The 22,269-nt window shown below is 60.1% G+C and carries 15 protein-coding genes and 1 tRNA gene; 3 read left to right on the forward strand and 13 right to left on the reverse strand.

Features of this window, described 5'->3' with window-relative positions:
• Positions 1 to 89: 89 nt before the first annotated feature.
• Positions 90 to 1,286: a phosphoglycerate kinase gene (locus LGH70_RS10170; RefSeq protein ID WP_226185125.1), complete on the forward strand. Its 1,197-nt coding sequence runs from the start codon at positions 90 to 92 to the stop codon at positions 1,284 to 1,286.
• Between the two features lie 80 nt (positions 1,287 to 1,366).
• Here the strand turns inward: LGH70_RS10170 and LGH70_RS10175 are convergent, their stop codons facing one another.
• Genes LGH70_RS10175 through LGH70_RS10185 form a run of 3 tightly spaced genes read right to left on the reverse strand, consistent with a single transcriptional unit; the run spans position 1,367 to position 3,857 of the window.
• Complete coding sequence (locus LGH70_RS10175) at positions 1,367 to 2,002, reverse strand: hypothetical protein (RefSeq protein WP_226185126.1); 636 nt, start codon at positions 2,000 to 2,002, stop codon at positions 1,367 to 1,369.
• A 30-nt stretch (positions 2,003 to 2,032) separates the two neighbouring features.
• Complete coding sequence (locus LGH70_RS10180) at positions 2,033 to 3,226, reverse strand: site-2 protease family protein (protein ID WP_226185127.1); 1,194 nt, start codon at positions 3,224 to 3,226, stop codon at positions 2,033 to 2,035.
• On the reverse strand, positions 3,204 to 3,857 hold the full coding sequence (locus LGH70_RS10185; RefSeq protein ID WP_226185128.1) for an HAD family hydrolase: 654 nt from the start codon (positions 3,855 to 3,857) through the stop codon (positions 3,204 to 3,206). The genes LGH70_RS10180 and LGH70_RS10185 overlap by 23 nt, the downstream gene beginning before the upstream one ends.
• A gap of 131 nt (positions 3,858 to 3,988) precedes the next feature.
• On the opposite strand from LGH70_RS10185, the gene LGH70_RS10190 reads away from it, so the two are divergent.
• A tRNA-Ile gene (locus LGH70_RS10190) sits at positions 3,989 to 4,062 on the forward strand.
• 207 nt (positions 4,063 to 4,269) lie between these two features.
• Positions 4,270 to 4,986, forward strand: coding sequence for a hypothetical protein (locus LGH70_RS10195; RefSeq protein ID WP_226185129.1), 717 nt, complete (start codon positions 4,270 to 4,272; stop codon positions 4,984 to 4,986).
• Between the two features lie 628 nt (positions 4,987 to 5,614).
• On the opposite strand, the gene LGH70_RS10200 is transcribed toward LGH70_RS10195, so the two are convergent.
• From LGH70_RS10200 to LGH70_RS10245, 10 genes are all read right to left on the reverse strand, one after another.
• On the reverse strand, positions 5,615 to 6,958 hold the full coding sequence (locus LGH70_RS10200; protein WP_226185130.1) for a family 43 glycosylhydrolase: 1,344 nt from the start codon (positions 6,956 to 6,958) through the stop codon (positions 5,615 to 5,617).
• A 123-nt stretch (positions 6,959 to 7,081) separates the two neighbouring features.
• Positions 7,082 to 8,659, reverse strand: a complete 1,578-nt coding sequence (locus LGH70_RS10205; RefSeq protein WP_226185131.1) for a glycoside hydrolase family 43 protein — start codon at positions 8,657 to 8,659, stop codon at positions 7,082 to 7,084.
• 15 nt (positions 8,660 to 8,674) lie between these two features.
• The gene (locus tag LGH70_RS10210; RefSeq protein ID WP_226185132.1) at positions 8,675 to 9,970 is read right to left on the reverse strand and encodes a family 8 glycosyl hydrolase; all 1,296 of its coding nucleotides are present in this window, start codon (positions 9,968 to 9,970) and stop codon (positions 8,675 to 8,677) included.
• Between the two features lie 26 nt (positions 9,971 to 9,996).
• Positions 9,997 to 10,962, reverse strand: a complete 966-nt coding sequence (locus LGH70_RS10215; RefSeq protein WP_226185133.1) for a glycoside hydrolase family 43 protein — start codon at positions 10,960 to 10,962, stop codon at positions 9,997 to 9,999.
• Between the two features lie 104 nt (positions 10,963 to 11,066).
• Positions 11,067 to 12,995, reverse strand: coding sequence for an alpha/beta hydrolase-fold protein (locus tag LGH70_RS10220; protein ID WP_226185134.1), 1,929 nt, complete (start codon positions 12,993 to 12,995; stop codon positions 11,067 to 11,069).
• 177 nt (positions 12,996 to 13,172) lie between these two features.
• Positions 13,173 to 14,852, reverse strand: a complete 1,680-nt coding sequence (locus LGH70_RS10225) for a glycoside hydrolase family 43 protein (protein ID WP_431357423.1) — start codon at positions 14,850 to 14,852, stop codon at positions 13,173 to 13,175.
• A 233-nt stretch (positions 14,853 to 15,085) separates the two neighbouring features.
• On the reverse strand, positions 15,086 to 16,699 hold the full coding sequence (locus tag LGH70_RS10230; protein ID WP_226185136.1) for a RagB/SusD family nutrient uptake outer membrane protein: 1,614 nt from the start codon (positions 16,697 to 16,699) through the stop codon (positions 15,086 to 15,088).
• Positions 16,700 to 16,723: 24 nt separating this feature from the next.
• On the reverse strand, positions 16,724 to 20,155 hold the full coding sequence (locus tag LGH70_RS10235) for a TonB-dependent receptor (protein ID WP_226185137.1): 3,432 nt from the start codon (positions 20,153 to 20,155) through the stop codon (positions 16,724 to 16,726).
• A gap of 149 nt (positions 20,156 to 20,304) precedes the next feature.
• Complete coding sequence (locus LGH70_RS10240) at positions 20,305 to 21,342, reverse strand: FecR family protein (RefSeq protein WP_226185138.1); 1,038 nt, start codon at positions 21,340 to 21,342, stop codon at positions 20,305 to 20,307.
• 140 nt (positions 21,343 to 21,482) lie between these two features.
• Positions 21,483 to 22,082, reverse strand: coding sequence for an RNA polymerase sigma factor (locus tag LGH70_RS10245; RefSeq protein ID WP_348533745.1), 600 nt, complete (start codon positions 22,080 to 22,082; stop codon positions 21,483 to 21,485).
• Positions 22,083 to 22,269: the final 187 nt, after the last annotated feature.

Below are 22,269 nucleotides of genomic sequence, written 5' to 3' on the forward strand. Positions count from 1 at the left end.
AACAGGATTAAAGAATCCCCGGAGCGGTTTCCCTCGGCCCTGCTTACATTCGCCCCGTAGTAAGACCTCTTCCAACCCTATTCTTTTCCATGAAAACTCTGGATCAGTACAACTTCGCCGGCAAGCGGGCCGTGGTGCGCGTCGATTTTAACGTGCCGCTCGACTCCTCGCTGCGCATCACCGACGACACGCGCATCCGGATGGCGACGCCCACCATCAAGAAAATCCTCGCCGACGGTGGCTCCGTGGTGCTGCTCTCGCACATGGGCCGGCCTAAAGGCGGCCCCGACGAGAAAAACTCCCTGCGCAACCTCGTGACGCGCCTGCAGGAAGAGTACGGCACGACGGTTAAGTTTGGTGGCGACGTTATCGGGCCGGATGCGGCCCAGCTGGCGGCGGGCTTGCAGCCCGGCGAAATTCTGCTGCTCGACAACGTGCGCTTCTACGCCGAAGAAGAGAAAGGTGACGCGGCCTTTGCCGAAAAGCTCAGCAAGCTCGGCGACGTATACGTGAATGATGCCTTTGGCGCGGCCCACCGCAAGCACGCTTCCACGGCTGTTATTGCCCAGTATTTCACCCCCGACAACCGCATTGCCGGCTACCTCATGCAAGGCGAGCTGGACAATGCCCGCAAGGTGCTGACCAACCCCGAGCGGCCCTTCACGGCCATCATGGGCGGGGCCAAGATTTCCGACAAAATCCTCATTATCGAGCAGCTGCTCGATAAAGTGGACTACCTGCTCATCGGCGGCGGCATGGCCTACACGTTTGCCGTGGCCCAGGGCGGCAGCATCGGCAGCTCCCTGCTCGAAGCCGATAAGGTGGAGCTGGCCGCCAGCCTCATCGAGAAAGCCAAAGCCAAAGGCGTGCAGTTGGTGCTGCCCGTCGACAGCCTGATTACCGACCGGTTTGCCAACGACTCCGACGTCGACGTGGCCGGCAATCTGAGCATCCCCACCGGCTGGATGGGCCTCGACATTGGTCCGGAGTCGCGCGAGCTGTTTGCTGGCATCATCCGCCAGTCGAAAACCATTCTGTGGAACGGCCCGATGGGCGTATTCGAGATGTCGAACTTCGCCGTGGGCACCGAGTTTGTGGCCCGCGCCATTGCCGACGCTACGGCCGGCGGCGCCTTCAGCCTCATCGGCGGCGGCGACTCGGCCGCGGCTGTTAACCAGATGGGCTTTGCCGATCGGGTGTCCTATATCTCAACTGGCGGCGGCGCGCTGCTGGAGTACATGGAAGGCAAAGAGTTGCCCGGCGTGGCCGCCCTGGAAGGCCGCTAGAACAAGCATTGCCACAAAAAGAACGTCCGGTTGACCAATGGTCGACCGGACGTTCTTTGTTGTGCGGGTTTCTTCGTGCCCTAATTGACATACGGCGCTTCCAGCGTTTGACCCATGCTCACGAGCGGCGCCGTGGGTACTTGTCCGGTCAGGCGCGTGGCCAGGGCCCGGGCTTCTCCCTCGCTCACCACGTCGAGATGCCGGAGCCAGTGCAGGCGCTGCAGCTGAGGCTCGATAATGCCCAATGGGTTGACGGCCGCGTAATGCTCCCGCAGGTAGGCTTTGGTGCGCTGGTCGAGGGCTTCGGCAAAGTTGTTTAGCTCGTTGCGCTGGCTGCGACGGTCGGCCAGGTGAATATTGGCCCGGGCCGTGCTCAGGGTAAAGTGCTTCCACCAGTTGTTTTTCCCGTAGAAGTAGCCTGCTACCAGCAGCAGGCCCGCGCCCAAGGCAATGACCCACTCCTCATTGGTTAGGCTTCCCGTATTTCTTACCACGTACTGCAGCATCGTGGAGGCCGTCCAGAACAAGGCGAAGGGCAGCCATTTCAGCTGGGGTGGACTGCTGCTGCGCTCCACGCGCACGGGCAGCACTTCCTCATAGGGCATTTCAAATTCCAGAATCGTTTTGCCCTGGCGGGTGCGCTGGCAGACGTATAAGCCGTGCGGACGCAGGGCCAGTTGGGTGGTACGCGTAAGCTGACGTTGTTCGAAAAACATACTGGTTCCGGCTCCTGCCGGGTAACAAAATCACCCGAAAGGTGAAGGGGAGAAACAGAGCACAAAAATAGCAAGCATCAGCCAGCCCACCACCTTGCGGCCCGCGCTAAGGGGCCGCTCGTCGGGCGCCGGTGGATGAAAGATGCCCATAAAGCGGCCAAGTAGCAAGCCAAAAACCAACCAGCCGGGGTTGCCGAAAATGCCGGGCACGGCCAGCGTAAGCGCTAATTGGGCCGCCACTACACTCAGGGCCAGCAGCAGGGTACGGCGCACCGTGGGCACCACCCGCCGGAACACCAGAAATAAATACAGGGCGTAGGGAATGCCGCCGTAGAGCCACGCTTCCCGGGAACTGTGCAGGGTGAACAGGCCCAGGCCCGCATAAAAAATGAACCCCACGAAAAACACCACCGACAGCCGGTTGAAGCGTCGGAATCCAAGCAGACCGTAGAGAATGTGGCCCCCATCGAGCTGCCCGATGGGCAGTAGGTTAAGAGCCGTGAAAAACAGGGCCAGGGACCCAGCCAGCAGCACCGGGTAGTGGGTCAGCTCCAGGGGGTGAGGCAGGCGGGCGGGGTCGGCAAACCAGTACTCCAGTAGCTGGTAGAGCAGCGGTCGGCTCAGCGTCAGGGTGTTAGCCAACTGCTCGGGTGGGTAAAGTGCCTCGATGGGCAGGCGCGGGCCGGGTGGCAGATGCGTGAAGCCGTAGATAAGCACCGGCACAGCCACCAGAAAGCCCGCCAGCGGCCCGGCCAGCCCGATATCAAAGAACTCCTTGCGGGAAAAAATCCGGTCTTTGATGCGGATAACGGCCCCAAACGTGCCGATGGTATTGAAGGCGCCGGTGAAAAACGGAATGTAGTAGGGTAGGGTGGCCCGCACCCGGTAGTAGCGGGCCGTGAAGTAGTGCCCAAACTCGTGGATCGTCAGCACGCCCAGAAACGGCAGGGAAAACCACAGGCCCCGCAGAATTTCGGCCTGCGTGAGCCAGCCACTGGCCCGGAACGTCATCCGGGGGTCGTCGATGGAGTACAGCGTGAAGAAGAACTTGTCCGTCATCCACTCCGCCCCGGCTATGGTTGTGGTGGCCAGGGTAACGAGAAACAGCAGCAGGTGGAGTGCGTAGCGGAGCCAGCGCGGCGCGGCGGGCCGCTCGTAGCGGTCAAACTCAATTTCCGGAAAAGCCTCGGGGGCGGGGGCGTCAGGCAGCGGAAGGGAAGGCACGGATGGCAGCGGGGAGGGCGTCGGTGAGCGTAAGGGGCGGGGCCAGAAACAGCGTGTGCAGTCCCAGACGCCGGGCCGTTTCGATGTGCTGGATGCTGTCTTCAATAAACAACGTTTCCTCGGCCTTCCAGTTCATTTCGCGCAGGGCGTGGGCAAAAATCTCCGGGCCGGGCTTGCGCACCCCCACTTGCTGGGAGTAGAAAACCCGGTCGAGGCAGTCGGCAATGCCGTGCGCAAATCCGTACTGCGTTTTGAGCTGCCGGTTAATTTCCTCGATGTGAATCTGGTTGGTGTTGCTCAGCAGGGCCGTCTGGTGCCCCTGGGCGCGCAGCTCGGCAATGAAAGCCAGACGCTCGGCGGGCACGTCGAGCAGCATGGCATTCCAGGCCTGGTCGAGGGCGTCGTCGGTAGCTTCCAGGTGGTAATGCTGCCGCAGCCCCGCCCGAAACTCCGCGGCCGTGATGCGCCCGGTTTCCAGCAGATCAAATAGCTCCGACTGGCTTTGCTGGCTGAATTCGATGGTGCTTTCGGCCCGGCTCAGGGCGCGCATCGCCTCCACCGTGCGCTGGTAGTCGATGTTGATGATGACGCCTCCGAAGTCGAAGAGCAGGTGTGGTTTTTTACCAGGCATAGAGTAATAGCAACCCGTTGGCAGGAATAACAGAAAACCGACCCAAGTGGCTTCCGGGATTTAAGAATTGGAAATCCGGCCGTAAACTTCGAAGTTTGCAGCGCCGAAACCAACTACGGAAGGTTTTAGCCGGGCCTATAGCTCAATCGGTTAGAGCAGCTGACTCATAATCAGCAGGTCACTGGTTCGATTCCAGTTGGGCCCACATTACACCCTTGTAAATAACTGATATATAGTTGTTTGCAAGGGTTTTTTTTATTTCTTGGGGGCGTCTCACGAGACACAAGTTATTCAATACACACAATGTGGCCCTTATTAGGCTTCGATTCTATGAGAGCAGCACTATTACATCTGTTATTTTTTTCTCTGCTTTGGCCTACCAGCTCTTGCTGTCAATCCCTTTTGGGTGAGAATGGACAAGAAGATCATCGATGAAGTCAACTCCGTTGTCAAGGCTAGTCCAAGAGCCGTTGAGCGATATTTTATAAAAAGACTTCGTGAGGCTGACAATCTTGGGTTCGGTTGGAAGGTGCGGGGTAGTGCTGTTGGGGGCGGTTACATCTCTATTAAGGCTAAATTCTACTATCGTAACGATACTCTAGTTAGCTATTCGGTATTCCCTGAGTTGCCAGATGAGAGTAAGCTCAAGAACACCTATGCTAACTGGTATGCACCTGCCTTCATCGTTGACTCGATAGAAATAAAGCCGTTTCGGTACAATGATGCTCTATTAAGTACCCCGCTAGCGACCTATCATGAGCCGTATTCCTCAACTAGTATGACTAAGGCCATTGCAGCTTATATGTCGCCCGAATCAGGGTTAGAGTATGGGACTTATGGCGGATACTCAAGTTCTATGCTTCAGAATAGAAAGAATTTCACCAACCTCCAGGACAGCTTATCCTCTGGACAGGTTCTTCTAATGATGCACGCCGTTAATCCCGCTAGTCGATTAACAGCTATTGAGTACTACCTGAAAAACAAAAAGCTGTTCACTAATCAGCCGCACATTGAGCAGTGGATAGAAACCGTTTTTCGGGAGCTACCAGAGGTAAAAAGCCTGCAGGGCTGTATGGGAGGCATGTATAATGCACGGATGCTTGTAAGTTGGTACAGCTCGATTGAATAGCTAGAATTCCTATGGTCGGTAAAACATCTAGTAAAACATAGGTAAAACAAACCCTGAACATCGCCTTATATCGGCTGTCAGTAAGTATTGTAAACCTTCGTCGAGGCGCTGGACAGACGTTGTTCAGTAGGAGCGTTCAAAACGAGTGGAACAGTTGGGCCCACCCAAATGGGTTGTATTCCTTTTAGGGGGTGCAAACCATTTTTTTATGCGGCTTCACGCTTGATTTTCTGGCTGTTATTTCAAATCAACGCCTGAGCCACCGGCACGATGCTGACCTTTTTCGGGCGCGCATGCCACCTTCATTGGACCAGACCCGTTGCTGAACCGGATGGCGGGTGCTCATCTCGGCTTCTCTACCGAGAGGTAAATAGCCAGCGCCAGCACCACCTCGTTCGGCCGAGTCGATACTTCCGAGCCTGGGCGCTGACGTTCGGCGTACAGCGGCAGTAGCTTTTGCCCATTCCCCGCGCCAGAGCATTTTGAGCACCCGTACGTCCCGTCTTTGTCTATGCGCGGCTCTTGAGCAGCAAGATGTATTACAGTACGACTAATTTGGATGCGGGTGGGTTGGTCAGGTCGGGCAAGGTGTGGGGCTTGCACGGGAATATTTTTGGGGATGGTACTGTCACTCAAAACGTATCCAGTCCACTTCCACGGCCCCGGAGGTCGGCGCTACATGGAGGGCATGCGTACCGGGCTTGAAGAACCGGACCGTAGCGTTGACGTTCTGCCAGGTGCCCCCCTTGGGAACTGTTACTTCCGCTACGAGCGGCCCAGCCGCATTGTCCAGCCGGATTTGCAGGGTAGCCCCGGTGGTAGAAGCGCCCCGGAGCATAACGGTTTTGGGCTTTTGCTGGCCAAATGCCACCCCGTTGTACTGTACCCAGCCGCCGGTGCCCGCGAAAACGGTTTTCCAACCTTGGAAGGTATTGGCGGTGTCCAGGAAAGTAATGGTTGCGCCCCGCTCGCTCAGGCGGCTGTAGCGGTCCAGCTGAATTTTCTGCCGGGCATCGGTCAGGCCGACGCCGCGCAACGTGGGCTGCACCTTTCGAATGGAGCCATCGGCGGCAAAGGATACGCTGTCGATTCTTATTGAGCGGTTCTTGTCGAACCGGGGCGACAAGTCATTATGGTGGTAGAACAGGTACCACTGGTTCCTGAATTGCAGGAAGGAATGGTGGTTGGTCCAGCAGCCGGTCGGCGACTCGTCCATAAGTACGCCGCGGACCGTGAACGGCCCGAGCGGGCTGGTGCTGGTGGCGTACTCCAGGCGCTCAGTCTTGTTTTCGACGTGCGGATAGGTCAGGTAATAGATTCCCTGACGCTCAAATACATACGGCCCTTCCTTCAAGCCTTTCGTCGGCAGCTCACCCAGCGTTTTGGGCGCGGAAGCCAGTTCCAGCATGTTCTCCTTCAGCTTGGCCCCGTAGATGTTGCCCTGCGACCAAAAGAGGTAGGCCTGCCCATCTTTGTCGATAAAGACGTTGGGGTCGATGCCGTGCACGCCGGCAATGGGCGCGGCCTGCGGTACAAAGGGCCCGGTCGGCTTGTCGGCCACGGCCACCCCGATGCGGAAGCCCTTACCCTGGGTGGTGTCGCGGGGAGTGGTGGGGAAGTAGAAGTAGTACTTGCCGTTGCGCAAAACGCAGTCCGGGGCCCACATGCTGTAGCTGTCGGGCTTCACCCAGGGCACCTTGTTCTGGGTGACGATAACGCCGTGGTCGGTCCAGTCGGTGAGGTTGGCCGAGGAGAAAACGTGGTAGTCTTCCATGCAAAACCACCCGACTTTGCCCCGCCCCGGTCCGCACGGAATGTCATGTGAGGGATACACGTACACCCGGTCGCCGAATACTCTAGCGGTGGGGTCGGCCGTAAACTGGTTGGTGATAAACGGGTTCTGGGCGCGGGCGGGCTGAAGCAACGGAAACGCTAGCGCAATTAGTAGCCAATACTTTAAGTTTTGTATCATAGGTTGGGGGTAGGGACCTAGGCTCGTCCTGGCGGGGCGCCTCACCCCGCCCCGTCCGCATCTGCTCGAAGCGCAAAGTCTCCAAAAAAGGGGAGGAGCTGGGGAGAGACTTTACTAAAACAGCTATTTATTTAACTTATCGGTGATGCGGAAGTAGTCGAAATCGGCGTACCCGCCCGCCGCCTGAGTAGCGTAATTGAACAGGCTGAAGTGGTAGCCCATGAAGTGGGGCAGGGTATAGGCCATTTTCAGCGGCCCGCCCACGGGCCGCCAGGTGTTGCCATCGAGGCTGTAGAAGAAGGTGGCCACATCCCGGCGGTCCGTGAAGTCGCACTCAATCTTGAAGTACACTTTGTCCTGCGTCAGCGGCAGGCGCTGCAGTTCTACCGGCTTTTCCGATTCGGCGCTGACCATCACAATGGCCTTCGCGCCCCGGCTCCTCTGCACGCCCACCAGGCCGTAGCGCTTCTGCAACACGCCCAGGCCCGCAAAGTCGCCATCCTTCAGGTGCGTAACGTCCAGGGCCGTGGTGCCGGCGCACACCGGCCCGATGGTGCGCTGCGTGAGCGTGTTGCGGGCCAGCAGAAACGACGTGTCGATGCGCCCGGTGGTGAGGCGCAGGAACCCCGGCCGCGCAGTGACGGACCAGTGCCTGTTGTCGGGATTGTGGTTCCATTGCCAGACCAGGGGCAGGGCCGGCTCGCCCGCCCGGCGCGCAAATTCGTCGGAGGCTACGATACCCGGCAGTAGGCTTTTGTTGGCGGGTAACGGCAGCGTTGCGGGCACTTTGCCCGCCGGGGAGCCCAGCACCGGCCAGCCGTCCGCCCACTGCACCGGCACCAGGTAGGGAATGCGGCCCACGGCGCCAAAGTCGCGGAATAAGTACGCGTACCATTGGCCGTCGGGCGTGTCGATGAGGCCGCCCTGGGCCACGCCCAGGTCCTGCAGGGCCACCCGGCCTTCGTAGGGCCCCGTTATTTTATCGGCCCGGTGCACTACCACTGTGCGCATACCATCCTTAGGCCACGTGATGTGGAAGAGGTAATATTTGCCCCTGATTTTGAACAGCTGCGAGCCTTCGGCCGGTAGGCCGAGGTTGGGGCCGGCGGGGGCGGAGGCATTTTCGATGATGACCTGCGCAGTGGTGCCCGGCTTGAGGCCGGCCGCGTCGGCGGTAAGCTCCACGAGCTGAATTTTGCCCGCGCCGTACACCATGTATACCCGGCCATCATCGTCGAAAAACAGCGAATGGTCGTGCAGGCTCGGCCGGAAAGCCACCGCCTTCCAGGGGCCTTTTTCAATGTTTTTGGTGGAATACACGTGGGTTTTGCCCGTGGTTTGGGCAAACGTGCTGACGTAATATGTGCCCCGGTGGTAGCGCAAGCTGCTGGCCCACGACCCGCGCCCGTAGGTGCTCTGGCCCCTGGCCAGCGTCATGGCATCTACCGTAGCCAGGGTGTCGTAGGCGTAGCTCACCAGCTTCCAGTTCACCAGATCCGTCGATTTCATGATGGGCACTCCCGGGCTCATGTGCATGGTGGTGCTGCTCATGTAGTAGGTTTTCCCCACCCGAATCATGGACAGGTCGGGCACGTCGGCATGCACCACGGGGTTGCGGGCCGACGGGACTTGGGCCCAGGCGGCCGGCCGCAGCCCAAGGCTACCCAGCACGACTAGCAGCAGCAATGCGTAGTTCTTCATATGTGGCTCTCGTAATTAACGCGCTACAGGCTTTATCACCTGGTACTTGCCACTCAGGTGCATCAGACTGAATAGGTACAGCAGGCCGTCGTAATACGGGTCGAAGTAGCCGTCTTCGTAGGGCGCGAGCTTGGCATTCCAGAGGGCGTGCACGAAGTCCAGCTTGGGCGGGGCCGGGCGCATGAGCGAGGCCGAAGCCGACGTAGCCACCAGCCCCAGCGAGTGCCGCAGCTTCTTCACCTTGCCGGCCGGCAGAATGAAATCCGGCCGCGAGCCGTCCACGTTGAACTGGTCTTCGAAGGTGTTGAGGCCTTTGCTGCGCAGAAAACCCTGGAAGCGCTGAGCGTACTGCTGCTGCCAGCGGCGGTCTTTGCCAAACCACACGTAGTCCATGGCAATGTTCATGGGCACGCGCCAGGAATCGTAGCGAAACGCGGCGGGTGCCCACCGGGTGGCGTGGGGCCGCCCGCTAAACTCAGTGTAGTCGTAGTTGAGGCCAGTGGGGGCGGCGCAGGCGCGGTGCAGAAACACGCGCGACGTGTCGGCGCAGTCCCGGTAAAACTGCTCGTGCCCGTCCTTGGCGTATTCGGCCCACACTTCCAGAAAAGCCGGCACGTGGTACGAGGGGTCGGTCCAGTTATACATGTCGCCGGTCGGCACGAAGCTTATCTGCTTGTGCTTGGTATTGAAGAGGTTGTACACGTCGCCGGTGCCGTCCTTTTTCCAGGAGGCATCCAAGATGCGGCGGGCTTCCCGGTAATAATCGATGCCGGTAGTGTTGCCCCAGCGGTTCGAGGCAAACAGGAGGCTGGTCACGAAGTACAGCTCCCCATCCGAAGCCGGCCCTTCGGAGTTGCGCTTCATCGTGGCCGTATTGATGCTCCAGGCAAAATAACCTTCCAGCGGGCCGCTTTGGTGCTGCAGGTACTTCTTCGACCAGCGCCAGAGGCGGTCAAACACCTCCTTCTTGTTAAGCTGCACGGCCACCATCAGGCCGTAGGAAAGCCCTTCGGTGCGGGCATCCTCGTTCTTCACATCCGACACGTAGGCCAGGGAGTCACCCACTTCGAAGTAGACCTTACTGGGGCCTTCAAATACGTCGTGGTACGCCTGGGCTACTTTCTTGTCAATGTCGGCCTGGCGGTAGCCGGCCTCCCGGAACAGGTTGGGGTAGGTGTTGGTGTAAAAGGCGCCTTTCGTAACCGGTTGGCGCGGCTGGGCCGAGGGCTGGGCCACCGCGCGGCCAGCTCCCAGGCAAAGCGCCAGCAGGCAGGCGCGCCGGCCCAGGGTGGCCAAGGATGAGTAGTTCATGGAAAAACGAGTGGCTGGGTGGGTTTTTATTTCACCGGTGCTACGCCCGTGGTTGTCTGCACGATGGGCTGAATGGTGCCGTCCGGGTTGTAGCGCAGGTAGTCCACGCAGATGGCGCGCCGGTAGCTGCCGCCGGTGGGCAGGGCGCCGTTGTGGTAGAAAAAGTAGCTCTGGCCCTTGTAGTCGATAATGCCCGGGTGCGTGGTGAAGCTGTTGGGCACGTTTTGCTGGATAATGCCCCGGTACGTCCACGGCCCGGCGGCGCTGGGGGCCGTGCAGTACTCTATCATTTCGGGCTTGGTGCCGGCACTGGCGTACACGAGGTAATACAGCTTTTTGCGCTTGTACACCCACGGGCCTTCGATGTAGTTCTTGGGCGTGAACGTGGTGATTGGCCCGGCCAGCTCGGTCATGTTGTCCTTGAGCTTCACCCACTTGCAGCTGCCGTTGCCCCAGTACATGTACACCTGCTTGTCATCGTCCACAAAAACCGTGGGGTCAATGTCGTCCCAGGCGTGTGGCAGGTCTTTGGTCATCTCATTGGTGATAAGGGCCTGGCCAATGGCATCCTTAAACGGGCCCGTGGGCCGGTCCGACACGGCCACGCCGATGGCCGCGCCGCCCTGGCTCTGGTCATTTTTCTTGTGAAACGTGGATACGAACCAGTAGAACTTTCCCTTGTGGTACACGCACTGCGCCGCGTAGGCGTCGCCGGTGGCCCAGGCGAAGGTTTTGGGCGAGAGACGGGTGCCGTAGTCTTGCCAGTGCACCATGTCGGTGGTGGAGTAGATGCGCCAGTCGGGCATCTTGTAGTTGGTTTCCTGTACCGACGCCGTGTCGTGGCTGGTGTACAGAAACAGCGTATCGCGGTACACCAGCGGGGCCGGATCAGCCGTGAATACGCCGCGGATAATAGGGTTCTGCGCCCGCGAATCGAGACTGATTAGCGTGGGGAGCAGGGCTGCGAGCAGGAAGGAAAAGCTGTTTTTCATGGCGTTGGGCGGGGGAGGGGCGTTTGGCGGCTGGCAATTCATCGTTGAGTGCGGCGGCGCTGGCGGCTGCCTGGCTGCCGCTTGGGCAAGAGGGAAGCAGGGGCCTAAAACAAGCCTTGGGCAAACAGGTACAAATCGTGCCGCCACACGGGCCAGGTGTGGCCGCCGGGATACTCGCTGTAGACGTACTTAATGCCCAGCTCGTCCAGTTTGGCCCGCATCACCTTGTTGTTGGCGTAGGCAATGTCGGCCGGGCCGCCCATCGAAAGCCACAGCTGCTTCAGGTTGGCGTTAATGGTGCTGGCATTGGCTTGCATAAAGGCGTACTGCGGGTCGGAGAGCGTGGGGTTGTTGGCAAAAAAGCCCGAGCTGAACACGCCCAGATGCTGAAACATCGTGGTGTTGCGCAGGCCGGCATACAGCGTTTGCAGGCCGCCCATCGACAAGCCCGCCAGCGCCCGGTTCCGGGGCCCTTCGGCCACTCGGTAGCTGCTTTCCACCATTGGGACTACCGTTTGCTTCAGCTCGTCTTCAAAGCGCTTTAATGTACCCTCGTTGAAGCCCGCCAAGCCACCGGGGCCGCCCATGTTGCCGTCTAGCATCACCACGAGCATGGGTTTGGCCTTTTGCTCGGCCAGCAGGTTGTCCAGAATCAAATCGGCTTTGCCTTGCCGGGCCCAGCCGGTTTCATCTTCACCGCCGCCGTGCAGCAGGTAAAGCACCGGGTACTTGGTGCCGGCAGCGGCCTCGTAGCCCGGCGGCGTATACACGTAGCACTGCCGCCACGAATTAGTGACCTTGGAGAAGAACCGCTTCAGCCGCACCTCGCCGTGGGGCACGTCCTTCAGGGCATAAAAGCTGGTGCCGCGGCCCGGAATTTCGATGCCGCTGGCCATGCGCCCCATCCCGTAGAAAGTGGCGCTGGCCGGGTCGGCAATGGGCAGGCCGTCGAGTACCAGGGAGTAGTAGTGCAGGCCCCGGCTCAGCGTGTCGGTCGTCACCGTCCAGGTGCCGCTGCTGTCTTTGGCCATGTCGTATTTGCGGCCCAGGTCGAGCTGGGCCCGCTGCACGCCGGGGGCTTTGAGGCGGAATACGGCGCGGTTATCGGGTAAAATCTGCGGGTATTGAGCGTTGCGCACGTTGGTGGCAGCCGGCGCGCCCAGCACGGTGTAGGTGGGCAGCGCGGCCGTATCGACGGGCTTGAACAGGAACTGCGAAAACATGTACAGCCCGTTTTTCCAGACCTTAAAGTCGTGGCCGCCGGGTTCGAGGTAGTACACGTGCGGCACCTTGTGCTGGTAGAGGTAGTCGTGGGTGCGCTGGCTGATGGGCAGCAGGCCGTCCTGGTCGCCGCACGAAATCCAGAGCAGCTTGAGCTGCTTCTTGGCTTTGGCCACGTCGGGCACCAGCTGCTCGGGCTGCTTGGTGTTGGGGGCCGAGGAAAAGCCGCCCACCCAGGCAAACGTAGCCAGGTTGCCCAGCCCGAAGTTCAGCGACTGTCCGCCGCCCATCGACAGCCCGGCCAGGGCCCGGTTATCGCGGTTCCGGAGCACGGGGTAATGTTTTTCGACGTAGGGGATGAGGTCGGTCAGCAGGTCTTGCTCGAAGTTGGCAAACGCGGCCACTTTCTCCGGATCGAAGATATTGCCCACAGCCCGGTCGTCTTTCATGGCCCGGCCGTTGGGCATCACCACCAGCATGGGCTTGAGCTTGCCGGCCGCGTAGAGGTTATCCAGAATAACCTGCGGGCGTCCGCCCCGGAGCCACTCCTTTTCATCGCCCCCGATGCCGTGCAGCAGGTAGAGCACGGGGTACTTCTTCCGTTTGGAATACCCCGGGGGCGTATACACCAGCGCCTTGCGCACCGTTCCCACCGTTTTTGAGGGGTAACGGATGCTGTCGAGTCGGCCGGTCGCAATGCCCGCAGTGGGCTGGTCGAACCCCCTGGGTGCTTCCCGGGCTATTGTTTGGGCCGCGGCGGTGCTTGCGCTCAGGAAGACGACACTTACGAGGGTTAAAAAAACGTTTCTCATAGCTTACAGATAGTATGTCGGCCCCTTACCGAGTGGCCGGCGTCCGCGGCACGGCCGCTGGAAATCAGGAAAGCCGCAGCGTAGGAGTGGAGCAATGACAAGAACACTACCCCCGCAACGGGCCAGAGAATGCAGGCCTGCCGGGTCGGAGGCGGCAGGGCAGGGGCCGACCTGAGGCTATTTCTTATATACCGGGTCGTTGCCCGCGTATTTCAGCCACTGGAAGGAGGCTGTGTTCGTGCTGGGCTGGCCCGAGGAAGTGGCGTACATGCCGAACAGGCAGCCGATGAAGCCGCCGGCTACCTGCGTGCTCAGAAACCGGGCATCCACCTTATCCTTGAGCAGCGTCCAGGCTTTGCCGTTCTCCGAGAAGTGGAAGCTGTAGGTGTCGCCCTGGGCCGTGGTGCGCAGCTGCACGCGGGCCGTGGCCGACTTGAGCGGGGCCTGCGTTAGCAGCTCCATTTTCTTGGCTTCGGCCGTGCTCTTGAAGAGCTGGAGCACCGGCTTGCCACTGTCCACCGACTTGCAGAGGTAGTAGAAGTGCTTCTCGTCCTGAAAAATGACCAGGCCGGCTTTTTCATGGGCCGCTTTCGGTGTGAAATTCAGCTCGGTTTCGGTGGTGCAGTACAAGTGCTGCTGACGCTTGCCGACAAACGCCGGGTTGCCGGTTTCGGCGCAGGTTTCGGGCTTGAGCTTCAGGGTGAGGCCCTGGGCCTTGCTCAGCGAGAAGCTGGTGCTATCCACGGTGCGCAGGAAGAGCAGGGCCGGGTCGAGCTGCTTTTCAAAGGTGAGGGTGTAGCTGAAGTTGCCGCTCTGGGGCCGGGCGCCGGGCTGCTTCACCTCGGGGTAGCTGGCCTGGTAGCTGTACTGCACGCCGTCGGGGCCTGGGGCCATCACTGGCCACTCGTCTTTCCAGACTACGGGCACGATGAAGGTTTCGCGGCCGGTGTTGTAGAAGTTGTCCTCGTAGGGCCGCACGGCCAGGAAAATGGCGTAGGTCTTGCCGTCGGGCCCCTCCACAAACTGCGCGTGCCCGGCTGAGGTAATGGGGTTCTGGCGGTCTTTGGGCAGCTCGCGCTGCGAGAGAATGGGGTTCTTCTCGTAGGGTACGAACGGCCCCAGCACCGTCTTGCTGCGGAACACCACTTCCGTGTGGTTTACCGACGTGCCGCCCTCGGCCGCGTAGAGGTAGTACCAGCCGTTGCGCTTCATAATGTGCGGGCCCTCAATCCAGACCGGCTTCTTGCTCAGGTCCACGCCGCCGTTCACCACGATTTTAGCCTCGCCCACGGTTTGCAGCGTCTGCGGGTTCAGCTCTATCATCTTGATGGAGCGGTGCCCGTCGTAGAGCGGCTTGTTGTCGGGCGGGTCGCTGTTGTAGATAACGTAGGCTTTGTCGCCTTCGAAATACAGCGAGGGGTCGATGCCCTTCACTTCGGGCAGGAAAATAGGGTCGCTCCAGGGCCCGGCGGGGTTTTTGGCTGTCACCACGAAGTTGCCCTTGTGGTCAATCAGGGTGCAGGTGACGTAGTACGTGCCGTTGTGAAAATCAATGGCTGGGGCAAACAGGCCCCGGGTCATCCGGTCGCCCAGGAAGTTCATCTGCGAGGGCCGGCTAATGACGTTGCCGACCTGCTTCCAGTTTTTGAGGTCCCGGCTGTGCATCACCGGAATGCCGGGGAAGTAGGAAAAGGTTGAATTCACCAGATAGTAGTCCGGCCCCACCTTCACGATGCTGGGGTCCGGATAAAAGCCGGTCAGGATGGGGTTAACTAAGTTTATCGATTGTGCAAACAGCACAGTGTGTTGCAGCAACAGGGTGGCCAAGACGGTCAGGAATATTCTCATGCTCTTCATTTTCACGCCTACAATTGTCGGGCGCAGGTACATTTTGAGGGTTCGAGCTTAAAGCTATTGGATTCTAGGCGCAATTCTTAGGGCTCGAGAGTATTCGGATGTAGCCGCCGCGGGTTTTGCAGGGCTTGTCCCCAGAGCGGACGCGCCTGTTTGCTCAGGGCTGCTCCCTCACCATAAAGCCGGCTCTTCACCTTGAAAAGGCAATGAGCCGGCTTTTTTGAAGCTGCTAGGAATTAATACCCTGGGTTTTGCGGCAGCTTCCAGGTTTGGGCATCGTTGAGGGAAATGGGCAGCAAGGGCGTGGGGTTCACGGACACCTCCCGGGCAACGTGGGACATAGCGCGGGCCCGCACCTCAGGCGGCAGAATAGCCATGTAGCGGCCCGTGCGAATCAAATCCCACAGCCGCAGCGACTCTTCCCCGAACTCTACCCGGCGCTCGTGCCAGATGGCGTTCAGCAAGGCCTGGCCCGATAAGCCCGCGGACAGGTCTGGCAGGGTGCCGGCGGGAGTATTGGCCGGTTCGTAGGCCAACGAGCCCAGCGTGGTGCCGGGCGGCCGGGTGGAGTTGCGGGCCCGCTGCCGTACCTGGTTCACCAATATCACTGCTTCGCCACCCCGGTTGAGCTGGGCGGCGGCTTCGGCTTTCATCAGCAGGATGTCGGCGTAGCGCAGCTTGCGGATGTTCTGCGGGCCTGATTCCGGAGCGTTGGGGGCAATAATGGCCGCCTTGCGGTTGAAATAGCCCGTGGCATTCTGCGTCAGATCGACTGGGTTAAGAATGCCCAGCACGATGTCGTTGTTCTTGATGATGGTGACTTCGCGGCGCGGGTCGTTGGGCTCAAACTCATCGACCAGGTTCTGCGTGGGGTTGTTGAAGCCATAGCCGAAGGTCTTGCGGTTGTTCTGAAAGATGTTGCTGGTAGTCCCCACCGAGATGGGGCCGTAGCCGTCGTTGGAAGTCGCAAACTGAATTTCGAACAGTGACTCGCTGCTGTTCTCGCCAATTTCCTGGTGAATGGCCGCGTAGTTGGGCAGCAGGCTGTACTGGCCGGAGCTGATGATGGTGCTCGTCAGGTCGTACACTTCCTGCCAGGTGTGGTTGTTGCCATTCACGGTGCCCAGCTGGTACATAATAACGCGGGCCAAGTAGCCGTTGGCCGCGCCCTTGGTGGCCCGGCCGTTGTCGGCGGCGGCGTAGGCGCTCTTCTCGGGGAGCAGGCCAGCCGCGGCCTTCAGGTCTTTCTCGATGAAGGCGTAGGTCTGGGCAATAGTGGCGCGGGTTACGTTGGGCGCCTCAGTGGGCGTCACGGCCTTTTCAAACAGCGGTACGCCGCCGAAGCCCTTTACCAGGTTGAAATAGAAATACGCCCGCAGAAACAGCGCTTCGCCCTTCAGGCGCGTCTTCAGGCCCGAGTCGATGGTGCCCGCGTCGATGTTGTTAATCACCGTGTTGGCCCGGGCAATGCCCGTAAAGCTGTGCACCCACAGCGTGGTTACGGGTGGGTTGGAGGGCGGAATGTTCCAGGTTTTGAGCTCAATCAGGGACAGGAAGTCGCTGGGTGAGCTGCCCCCTTTTTCGGCATCATCGGTCATCAAATCCCCGAACATCCATTCGTAGGTCTGGGCCACGTACTGGCCGGTGGGGTCACCCCACTTGGGGCCCTGGTCCCAGGCAGCTACGTCGTACACGGCGTTGATGGCCTGCACGGCATTGGTCGGGTCCCGGAACAGGTTGTCCTGAGTGGTGGTGCCCAGGGGCTCCTTGTCCAGAAAGTCGGAGCAGCCCGGGGCTATGGCGGAGGTAAGCAGCAGTCCGAGCAGGACGGCGGCGCGGGTGGGTTTCATAAAAGGGAGGTAGGACATAGTGGGTTAGAACTGCAGGTTGAAGCCCAGGCGGTAAGTGCGCGCCTGCGGGTAGTTGCCGTAGTCCACGCCGTAGGCCAGGGGATTGTTGTAGAACGCAGCGGTCGAAATCTCGGGGTCGTAGCCCGTGTACTTGGTGAGGGTAAACACGTTATCTACCGAGACGAACACCCGGGCGCCGGTCACTTGCACCTTGCCCAGCAGCGACTGGGGCAAGGTGTAGCCCAGCTCCATGTTGCGGGCGCGCAGGTAGCTGGCATCTTCCACGTAGCGGCTGCTCATGCGGTCATTGCCGTTGGTGTCGGTCGAGGTCACGCGGGGCTGGTTGCTGTTCGGGTTGCTCGGGGTCCAGCGGTCCATGCGGCTGGCGTAGAAGTTGCTCCACACGCCCACAAAGTCGGCCGACTTGTTCAGGTTGAAGGCCGCGCCGTTCAGCGCTTCGGCGCCTTCCACGCCGTAGAGCAGCACCTTGAAATCGAAGCCCGAGTGGCTCAGGCTCAGCGAGCCGCCGTAGCTGAAGTCGGGGGTGCCGCTGCCGAGGTAGGTGTTATCGGCGGCCGTAATCACGCCGTCGCCGTTGGTATCCTGGTAGCGTACGTCGCCGGGCACCGCGCCGGGCTGCACCAGTCCACCGTCGGCGTTCCGATAGGCATCAATCTCGCCCTGGTTGTGAAACACGCCATCGGCCTTCAGGCCATAGAAGAACGCTATTTCGCGGCCCACGTCGGTGAGGGTGGTGTTGTTGATTTGGGTCAGCACGTTACCGCTGGCAATGGGGGTAGCACCGCCCAGATCGGTCACGACGTTGTTGATTTTGGTGAAGTTCAGCCCCACGTTGTACTGGAGCTTGCCTATCTCGTTGCGGTAGTTCAGAGCCAGCTCCAGACCGCGGTTGCGCAGGGCGCCCACGTTGGCGCTGGCCGGGGCCTGACCCACGTAGTCGGGCACCGGCAGCAGGGCAATCATGTCCTGGGTGCGGCGCTCAAAGTAGTCGGCGGTCAACGTCAGGCGGCTGTCGAAAAACTCGGCATCCACGCCCACGTCGGTGGTAATGGCCGTTTCCCACTTCAGGTCCGGGTTGTTGATCTGGCTGATGGCCAAACCGGGCGCGGCCACGCCGTTGAAGGAGTAGGTCTGGTTGTTGCTGGCCACCGAGGCATAGCCGTAGTTGGGGGCCGCGTTCTGGTTGCCCACCTGGCCGTAGCTGGCTCGCAGCTTCAGCACCGACAGGTAGCTGATGTCCTTGAGGAACCGCTCGTTGGAGATGTTCCAGGCGGCGCCCACGGAGGGGAAGTAGCCCTTGCGCACGGGCCCCAGGAACTTTGAGGTCTGATCCAGGCGCAGCGTACCCGTCACCAGGTACCGGTCCCGGAAATTGTAGTTGGCACGGCCGAAGTAGGAGGACAGGCTCCCGTCGTACTGCGAGCTACGCACCACGTTGCCGGTGCTGCGCGAGGCCGAAGCGTACTGCAGCGAGGCATCGGCCGGCACGTTGAAGGCCGTAATGGAGATGCCGTTGCCGTAGCCGCGCTGGGCTTCCTGGCCCAGGGTAGCCGAGAAGGAGCTGTTGTCGGCGAAGGTCTTGGTGTAGTTGGCGTAGTTTGACCACACCCACGAAACGTTCTCATTGCGCGTCTCAATCAGCGCGCTCTGGGCCCGCTGGTCCACCGGGCCGATGTAGTACTGCGGCTGGTAAACCTTGGGGTGGTTGTTGAAGTAGTTGATGCCAAACGTGGAGCGGAACGAGAGGCCTTTCAGTAGCTCCACATCGAGGTAGCTGCTGCTGAACAGGTTGTTGTTCTGTATTTTGTTCAGCTTCTGCTCGTCGAGGTAGCGCGGCACGTTCAGGGCGTTGCGCGTGATGTTGTCCTCGTTGTAGGTTCCGTTGGGGCCGAACGGGTTAAGCACCGGGTTGGTTTGCAGGGCATACTGCAGCACCAGGTAGGGCTGCGAACCGCCCTGGCCGTCGCCGCTGCCCGTCTGGTTGTTGTTGGTGAACGTGGCCGCCACGCCCGCCTTGATGCGCTTGGTCAGCACGATGTCGTCATTCACCCGAATCACGTACTTCTTGAAGCCCGAGTTCTTGATAATGCCGTCCTGCTGGAAGTAGCTGCCACTCACCAGGTAGCGGTTCTGCTCGGTGCCACCCGAGGCCGACAGGCTGTAGTTGGTAATCAGGCCCGTCTGCGTGACCAGGTCCTGGTAGTCAATTCCCTCGGCGTTGGTGGCAATGGCATTCTGCAGCAGCGGGGCGTAGTCGGGCAGGGCTTTGCCGGCGTTGGTGAAAGCCTCCAGCACAAGCGTTGAATACTGGGCCGCGTTGGTCAGGGGCAGGGTGCGCCGAATCTGCTGGAAGCCCGTGTAGCCCGACAGGTTAAACTGCGTGGCGCCCGCCTTGCCGTGCTTGGTGGTGATGAGCACCACGCCGTTGGCCCCGCGCGAGCCGTAGATGGCCGTTGCGGAAGCATCCTTCAGAATCTCCGTCGACTCGATGTCGGCGGGCAGCAAAAAGCCGATGTCGCTGGTCTGGATGCCGTCCACCACGTACAGCGGGTCGCTGTTGTTGATGGTGCCCACGCCCCGCACCCGGATGCGGGTGCCCGAGCCGGGCTGGCCGCTGTTAGATGTCACCTCCACGCCGGCCACGCGGCCCTGCAGGGCCTGTACGGGGTCGGAAGTAGCCACCTGGGTCAGCTGGGCCCCACTCACGGAAGCCACCGAGCCGGTCAGGTCGCTTTTGCGGGCCGTGCCGTAGCCGATAACCACCACTTCGCTCAGGGCCTGTTTGTCTTCGGCCAGCGTCACGCTCAGGGAAGTAGTAGCTCCGGTTACAGGTACTTCCTGACGGGCGTAGCCCACGAAGCTGAACACCAGCACGCTGTTTTCGGGGGCCTGCAGCGTGAAACTGCCGTCCTGGCTGGTGCCGGTGCCAATAGCCGTTCCTTTCACCACCACCGTCACGCCAGGGATGCCGTCGCCTTTCGCATCAACTACCCGCCCGGATACGGGCACGTCGGGCCTACCGGAATCGTTTGCGGAAACAGACTTGGAAGACGCGCGCAGAACCACGCGCTTGTTGGCTACTTCGTATTGAATCTTGAGCGGCGCCAGCACTTCGTCCAGCACGGCCAGTAAAGGCGCGTCCTGGGCGTTGATGCTCACCTTGCGGTCGGCGCCCACCAGTTGCTGGCTGTATACAAACCGGATATTGGCCTGCCGGGCAATTTGACTGAGAGTTTCCTTTATCGTTTGTGCTTCTACCTGCAGAGTAATCTTTTGCTCGAGTACTCCCTGCGCCAATACCAGGCGGGATGCTGCAGCGCCTTCAGCAGCGGGACGCGCGCTTACGGCTAAGGCCGGCAGGCACACCATCGTCGTTTGCAGCAGAAGCCTCGCCGCCGACCAAGCGGGTGGTGGGAACTGTACAATTTTTTTCATGGAGTAGGGGGAAGTGAGTTGTGGGAATTTGAAAAAAGACGAGAAGAGGGGACCTGTCTTCGCAATCGATTAAGTAAGTATGTAGCATTGTTTAAGGACTGAGCTGATAGTATGGTGCCGGGCTTTTTGGAGGAAGTTTCCGGCCGGGCCTAGCCGCCTAGCTGGCTCTGGCAGCCTTCGCTGTGAATGAGGATGCTCGCGTCGGAAAGCGTGTAATAGGCCCCCAGCGACTTGCACAGCAAGCCCAGCTTTTCGAACAAAGGCTCGTCGTAGAAGGTGATGCTGACGGTGCAGTTGGCCAGCTTGGCTTTGTCGTACACGATGTCGACGCCGTAGGCTTTTTCCAACGCCCCGAGTACTTCGGCCACGGGCCGCGCCTCAAACTCGAAGGGCTGTGGTGCCAGCACCACCGGCCGGTCTACCAGTTCCTTCTTCAGGTGGCGCCGCGCTGCCGAGTACACCACCTGCTGGTTGGGCAGCAGCAGCACGCCCAGGGCTGCGGGGTGCGCGGGCGAGGCATCGAGCTGGGCACCCTCCCGGGCCTGTACGGCCACCTTGCCTTCCAGTACTGCCACCGAAGCATCCTGGCCGGCTGCGGCTTTCACGCGGAAGCTGGTGCCGAGCACAGTTGTGACCACCTGTTTGGTGAACACCAGAAAAGGGCGCCGGGGATTTTTGCTGACCTCGAAAAAGGCCTCGCCCTCGAGGTGCACTTCCCGGCGGGGGCCCGCCAGGGCCGTGCGGTAGCGCAGGCTACTGCCCGGGTGCAGGCTGATGCGGCTGCTGTCGGGCAGCCGGAAGTACTGCACCTGCTGGGTTGGGTTGGTTTGCTGCAGCCACCCGTCCACGGAAGCAACCGGGGTAAGAGGAGCGGGCATCTGCAACCGGTTGGTAGCCAGCATCAGCAAGCCGATGCTGACGGCCAGCAGGACTAGGGCCGCGGCCCAGCGCAATGGCGACGATTCCCACATCGGCACCACCCGGGGCTCGGGCCTGACCGAACGCCGGTTTTGCATGAGCCGCGCCCATATGGCCTGTTCCACCTCTGCCTGATTTTGGGCCCGCAGGACTGGTCCTTCCGCCTGTTCCAACTGGTCGTACCAGTGCTCGACCAACGCCTGTTCCTCGGGCGTACACTGACCAACGAGGTAGCGTTGAAGAAGCTTATGAAATTCGGATTCCGTCACGGGGCGCAGGGTTTGGCGGGGTTCTGACTAGCAAGTCACCCAAGTCGCCGATTACCCTCAACGCCAACCGTATTTATTTTTACCCGCGCAGCATATTTTAGCTGTTTATTATAGTAAGTTGCTTATTGTCAGATAATTATTTACTTAATAAAAAACAAAAAAGGCCACAGCAGCGTGAGGAAATTGCGCAGGTAGCGCCGCATTAGCTTGAGTGACTTCCGTAGGTGATACTCCACCGTTTTCTCTGACAGGTTCACGCGCACCGAGATTTCGGGAATGGTATACTGCTCCAACCGGCTCAGGCGGAAGACCTCCTGGGTTTTTTCGGAGAGGTGCTGCATGCCCGCTGCCAGCGCCTCGTTCAGGTCATTAAGAGCCACGGTTGCTTCCGTGTTTGTGTCGGCGTCAGAGAGGTTGAGGCGGCAGAAAAGCTCGTAGCTCGTCCGGACCTTCTCCGATTTAATGTAGTTGATGATGCGGTAGCGAATGGCCGAAAATAAGTAGTGGCTCAGCTGCTGAATGTGCGCGTCGTGGCGTTTGCTCCACAGGGTTTCGAACAAATCCTGCACCAGCTCCTCGGCAACTTCCCGGTTCTTGAGCTTCCCGTACGCCACGTTGAACAGTTGGTAGCTATACCGTTTATAGAGCTCCGCAAAAGCTGTTTCATCGTCCGCCTGCATTGCCTCAAGCAAGGCAGCATCCGGCCGGGAAGCATAAGTTGGTACGGAAGCAGACTTCACACAAATTAAAATTTAACAGACACTTACGAGACGAGTAACAGCGAATATACAGCTGAATGCCAGATTAGTTCTACCAGCAGGCATTTATGCTTTCCCCGCGCTGGCCGGGGGGGCGGCAGTCGGAAGAGGCTGTGCGCCTGCCGGCGCAAATGCCTTGGGTGTGGTTGCTTCCGGGATTCTACTTCCC

Source organism: Hymenobacter nitidus, from assembly GCF_020447315.1.
Classification (GTDB): Bacteria; Bacteroidota; Bacteroidia; order Cytophagales; family Hymenobacteraceae; genus Hymenobacter; species Hymenobacter nitidus.

Bases quoted from the DNA above. Each gene is read 5' to 3' on its own strand.
- LGH70_RS10185 (WP_226185128.1), bottom strand. From the start codon at position 3,857: ATGCCTGGTAAAAAACCACACCTGCTCTTCGACTTCGGAGGCGTCATC.
- LGH70_RS10230 (WP_226185136.1), bottom strand. From the start codon at position 16,699: ATGAAACCCACCCGCGCCGCCGTCCTGCTCGGACTGCTGCTTACCTCC.
- LGH70_RS10210 (WP_226185132.1), bottom strand. From the start codon at position 9,970: ATGAACTACTCATCCTTGGCCACCCTGGGCCGGCGCGCCTGCCTGCTG.
- LGH70_RS10170 (WP_226185125.1), top strand. From the start codon at position 90: ATGAAAACTCTGGATCAGTACAACTTCGCCGGCAAGCGGGCCGTGGTG.
- LGH70_RS10220 (WP_226185134.1), bottom strand. From the start codon at position 12,995: ATGAGAAACGTTTTTTTAACCCTCGTAAGTGTCGTCTTCCTGAGCGCA.
- LGH70_RS10195 (WP_226185129.1), top strand. From the start codon at position 4,270: ATGGACAAGAAGATCATCGATGAAGTCAACTCCGTTGTCAAGGCTAGT.
- LGH70_RS10200 (WP_226185130.1), bottom strand. From the start codon at position 6,958: ATGATACAAAACTTAAAGTATTGGCTACTAATTGCGCTAGCGTTTCCG.
- LGH70_RS10205 (WP_226185131.1), bottom strand. From the start codon at position 8,659: ATGAAGAACTACGCATTGCTGCTGCTAGTCGTGCTGGGTAGCCTTGGG.
- LGH70_RS10215 (WP_226185133.1), bottom strand. From the start codon at position 10,962: ATGAAAAACAGCTTTTCCTTCCTGCTCGCAGCCCTGCTCCCCACGCTA.
- LGH70_RS10225 (WP_431357423.1), bottom strand. From the start codon at position 14,852: ATGAAGAGCATGAGAATATTCCTGACCGTCTTGGCCACCCTGTTGCTG.
- LGH70_RS10235 (WP_226185137.1), bottom strand. From the start codon at position 20,155: ATGAAAAAAATTGTACAGTTCCCACCACCCGCTTGGTCGGCGGCGAGG.
- LGH70_RS10175 (WP_226185126.1), bottom strand. From the start codon at position 2,002: ATGTTTTTCGAACAACGTCAGCTTACGCGTACCACCCAACTGGCCCTG.